The sequence below is a fragment of the Herbaspirillum lusitanum P6-12 genome, from assembly GCF_000256565.1.
Lineage (GTDB): Bacteria > Pseudomonadota > Gammaproteobacteria > Burkholderiales > Burkholderiaceae_D > Herbaspirillum > Herbaspirillum lusitanum.
Genome location: NZ_AJHH01000001.1, coordinates 1 through 4,280, shown reverse-complemented (window position 1 = coordinate 4,280; position 4,280 = coordinate 1). Strand labels below are relative to the sequence as shown.

At 63.0% G+C, this 4,280-nt stretch carries 5 protein-coding genes; 1 reads left to right on the top strand and 4 read right to left on the bottom strand.

What is annotated here, in order from left to right; all coding sequences use genetic code 11:
• From HLUSI_RS0100025 to mreC, 4 genes are all read right to left on the bottom strand, one after another.
• Positions 1 to 894 (bottom strand): FtsW/RodA/SpoVE family cell cycle protein (locus HLUSI_RS0100025; protein ID WP_016832006.1); only part of this gene is annotated, 894 nt, incomplete at its 3' end.
• Between the two features lie 4 nt (positions 895 to 898).
• Entirely contained in the window at positions 899 to 2,836 is a 1,938-nt protein-coding gene (gene mrdA, locus HLUSI_RS0100020; protein ID WP_016832005.1) for a penicillin-binding protein 2, read from the bottom strand.
• A gap of 23 nt (positions 2,837 to 2,859) precedes the next feature.
• Positions 2,860 to 3,372, bottom strand: coding sequence for a rod shape-determining protein MreD (gene mreD, locus HLUSI_RS0100015; protein WP_016832004.1), 513 nt, complete (start codon positions 3,370 to 3,372; stop codon positions 2,860 to 2,862).
• The gene (gene mreC / locus HLUSI_RS26230) at positions 3,369 to 3,866 is read right to left on the bottom strand and encodes a rod shape-determining protein MreC (protein ID WP_330987086.1); all 498 of its coding nucleotides are present in this window, start codon (positions 3,864 to 3,866) and stop codon (positions 3,369 to 3,371) included. Before mreC ends, mreD begins: the two co-directional genes overlap by 4 nt.
• A 24-nt stretch (positions 3,867 to 3,890) precedes the next feature.
• On the opposite strand from mreC, the gene HLUSI_RS26225 reads away from it, so the two are divergent.
• A partial coding sequence (locus tag HLUSI_RS26225; RefSeq protein ID WP_016832002.1) for an LmrA/YxaF family transcription factor occupies positions 3,891 to 4,280 on the top strand: 390 nt, incomplete at its 3' end.

Here is a 4,280-nt window from a genome sequence, read left to right as displayed (position 1 = left end):
GTTGGCGGTGATCATCAGCCCGCGGCCGATCAACAGCAGATAAAGCACCACCAGGATGGTGTTGCCGATCAGGCCGAACTCTTCCGAGAAGACCGAGAAGATGAAGTCGGTGGTGCGCTCGGGGATGAATTCCAGATGGGTCTGCGTGCCCATCAGCCAACCCTTGCCGGTGACGCCGCCGGAACCGATGGCAATGGTCGACTGGATGATGTGGAAGCCCTTGCCGAGCGGATCCGAGGTCGGGTCGATCAGCATCATCACGCGCTGGCGCTGGTAATCGTGCAGCACCGACCAGATCACCGGCAGGCTGGCGGCGCCGGCGATGGCCAGGCCGGTCAGCACTTTCCACGACAGGCCGGCGAAGAAGATCACGTAGAAGCCGGCTGCCAGCACCAGCACCCCGGTGCCGAGATCGGGCTGGCGGATGATGAGGCCGACCGGGACCGCCAGCAGCAGGCCGGCAATCAGGAACACCGGCCAGCGGATCATTCCTTCGCGTTTCTGAAAGTACCAGGCCAGCATCAGCGGCATGGCGATTTTCATGACTTCCGACGGCTGCACCACCATGCCGATGTTGAGCCAGCGGCGCGAGCCTTTCTTGACGATGCCGAACACCGCCACCGCAATCAGCAACGCCACGCCGACGGTGTAAATCGGCACCGCAAACCGCAACAGTGTCTGCGGCGAAATATTGGCCGCAATCCACATGACAATGAAGGCAACCAGAATATTGCGCAACTGGTCTTCGACGCGGCCGGGGAAATTCATGCCGGCCGAATACAGCGTGACGATGCCGACCGACATGATCAGGAAAATGATCAGCGACAGCGCGCCGTCGAATACCGCCAGATGCGGTTTGATGCGTTGCCAGAGCGGGGGGCGGTGCAAGCTCATTTGTTCAATCCCTGAGATCGTTGCCGACCGCGTCTGTTGCTGGTGGTGTGGCGGCTTCGGCGTCCTTGGCGGCGGCCTTGGCCTTGTCGCCGGGACGCTTGCCGAGCAGGTAGAAGTCGATCGCCTTGCGCGCCAGCGGCGCAGCGGCTTCGGCGCCCCATCCGCCGTTTTCGACGATGACCGAAAGCGCGATGCGCGGCTTGTCGGCTGGAGCAAAGGCGGTAAACAAGGCGTTGTCCAGCAGATGGGTGGCAAGGCGCTTGGCGTCGTACTTCTCGTTCTTCTTGATCGAGACCACCTGCGCCGTACCGCTCTTGCCGGCCGATGTGTATTCCGCGCCGGCGAACACGCGCGCGCCGGTGCCTTCCTTGTTGACGCCGACCATGGCCTGCTTGATGACGTCGATGTTTTCCTGCTTCAGCGGAATGCGATAGCTTTCCTTCGGCACGGTGACGGTGCGGCCATGGGTGACGCCGTCCTCGATCATCTTGACCAGATGCGGCTTCATGACGATGCCGTTGTTGGCCAGCGTCGCGGTGGCGTGCGCCATCTGGATCGGCGTGAACGCGTTGTAGCCTTGCCCGATGCCCAGCGAGATGGTTTCGCCGGCGTACCACTTGCGCTGCTCCGGCTTGCGGTAGGCGTTGCGCTTCCATGTGGTGGACGGCAGCAGGCCCTTGCGTTCATGTTCGAGATCGATGCCGGTGACCTGGCCGAAGCCGAACGGCTTCATGAAATCATGGATGGCGTCGACGCCGAGGTCGTTGGCCAGCATGTAGTAATAGGTATCGCAAGAGACCACGATCGAGCGGTACATGTCGACCACGCCGTGGCCGCCTTCCTTGTCGTCGCGGAATTTATGGTTGCCGAGCCAGAAGAAACCCGGGTCGCGGATGGAGTCGGTCGGCTTGCGCTTGCCCAGTTCCAATGCGGCCAGCGCCATGAACGGCTTGTAGGTCGAACCGGGCGGATAGGTGCCGGACAACGGACGGTTGATGAGTGGACGATCCGGTGAATTGTTCAGCTCGTCCCAGGTTTGCTGGTCGATGCCCTCGACGAACACGTTGGGATCGAACGATGGCTGCGAGACGTAGGCGAGGATGTCGCCGGTGGCGGGGTCGATCGCCACCAGCGCGCCCTTGCGATCGCCGAAGGCTTCTTCGATCACTTTTTGCAGCTCGATGTCGATCGACAGGATCAGGTTCTGGCCCGGGCTGGCCGGCGTGCGCGAGAGCGTGCGCACGGCGCGGCCGCCGGCGGAGATCTCGACTTCTTCGTAGCCGGTGGTGCCGTGCAGCTGGGTCTCGTAACTCTTCTCGAGGCCTTCCTTGCCGATGTAGTCGGTGCCGTTGTAGTTGGCTTCGTCGTCGGAATCGGAGATGCGATCGGCGTCGCGCTGGCTGATGCGGCCAATGTAGCCGATCACGTGCGCGGCGGTTTTGCCGTACGGATATTGGCGGAACAAGCGCGCCTGGATGTCGACGCCGGGGAAGCGATAACGCTGCGCGGTGAACCTGGCAACTTCCTCGTCGGTCAGGCGCGTGCGGATCGGCAGGCTTTCGAAGTTCTTGGATTCTTCCAGCAGCTTGCGAAAACGGCGCCGGTCTTTCGGCTGGATGTCGACCAGCGAGCTCAACTGATCGACCAGGTCGTCGAGGCTGCCGGCAATCTTGGACGGCGTGATTTCAAGCGTGTAAGCGGAGTAATTGCGCGCCAGCACGACGCCGTTGCGGTCCAGGATCAGGCCGCGGTTGGGCACGATGGGCACCACCGAGATGCGGTTTTCTTCGGCCTGTGCGGCGTAGGCGTCGTGGCGCACGATCTGCAACCAGACGAAGCGCGCCATCAGCAGGCTGAAACACACCAGCACCAGCACCGCGACTGCGAACAGGCGCAACCGGAAGAGCTTCAGTTCATGCTCGGTGTTTTTGAACTCTGTCATGTCGGAGCGCGTGATGACCTGTTCTAGATCGGACGGTTGTCGTCACGATTGATCGCGCGTCGCTGCGGCGCCAGCAGCAGCCACGCCACCACCGGCCACAACAGGGCGCAGACGAAGCTTTCGCTGAAGTAGTACCAATGCGGGAATTTGCCGCTGACGATCAGGCGCACGAGCAATTGCACCGCCTGCGTCAACAACAGCAGCGGCAGGATGTGCAGCGCCTGGGTGCCGACCGGGAACCACAGCACGCGGCGGTGGATCATGATCGAAAAGTAGGACAGCAGCGTGTACGCCAGTGCGTTTTCGCCGAGCAGCGTGGCTTCGTTGACGTCCATCAGCAAGCCCATCATGAAGGCGATGCTGATGCCGATCTTGCGCGGCTCGTGGATAGCCCAGAACACCAGCACCAGCGCCACGAAATCGGGCACGCCGACCCATTGCCCCCACGGCAGCAGGTTGAGCAGGAAGGCGGCCACCAGGCTCAGTGCGATGAACAGCGGATTGGCCGGCAGCAGGATGTAGTGCGGATCGTTCATCGGGTGCTCTTGGCGGGTTGCGCCGGCGTGGCCGCCGGTGGTGTGGCTGGTTTGGCGGCAGGCGCGGCAGCGGCCCCCGCGACAGGCGCGACGCCCTTGCGCTCTTCGTTCGGCGCATCCTTGGGCGACACCGCGTCGCTTTCCTTGGCGCTGTCGCGCAGGCGGCGCTTGAGCAGTTTGTCGACCTTCTCGCCCGCGCCTTCAGGATCAGGACGCGGCGCAGTGGTTTGCTCAACCAGCAGGATCAGCAATTGTTTGTGACGGTCGACACCGGCAGCAGGGAGGCAGACGATGTGGGCGAAGGCGTCGGTCGACTTGGTCTCGACCTGCTGCACCGTCGCCACCGACAAGCCCGGCGGATAGATGCCGTCGATGCCCGAGGTCACCAGCATGTCGCCCTTCTGGATGTCGGCGTTGGCCGGCATGAAGCGCAGGTCCAGCACGCCCGACGCATCACCGAAGGCACCGGTCTCGGCAAAGGCAGCCTGTACCACCTGTTCCCGGGCGGCAAAGATGAAATGGCGAACGCGGTACTGAGCCACATCGACGGCTGGTTCCAGCGCGAGGTGTACGTACCGTTGCGCGAGAGCGCCGACGCCATGGCCGGCATCAATCGCATGTTCGACGAAGTGAAGCGGTATTTTCTGTCGGGCAGAAAGGTATGCCTGGTCGGCGTCTTTGCGCTGGTCAATGTGCGCGACCGTTTCGCCGACAAGGTGAAGAGTTACTTTGTGGATTGGGCGGCGGCGCTGCATGCGGCCCTGCAACGCAGCGGCTACGAGCCAGAGGAAGCCGCCGGTCTGACCGAGGAAATTCTGGCCGGCATCCAGGGCGCCTTGGTGCTGGCGCGCGCGGTCGACGATCCGCAGATTTTCGTGCGCACGCTGGAGCGCCTGCAGCAGCGGCTG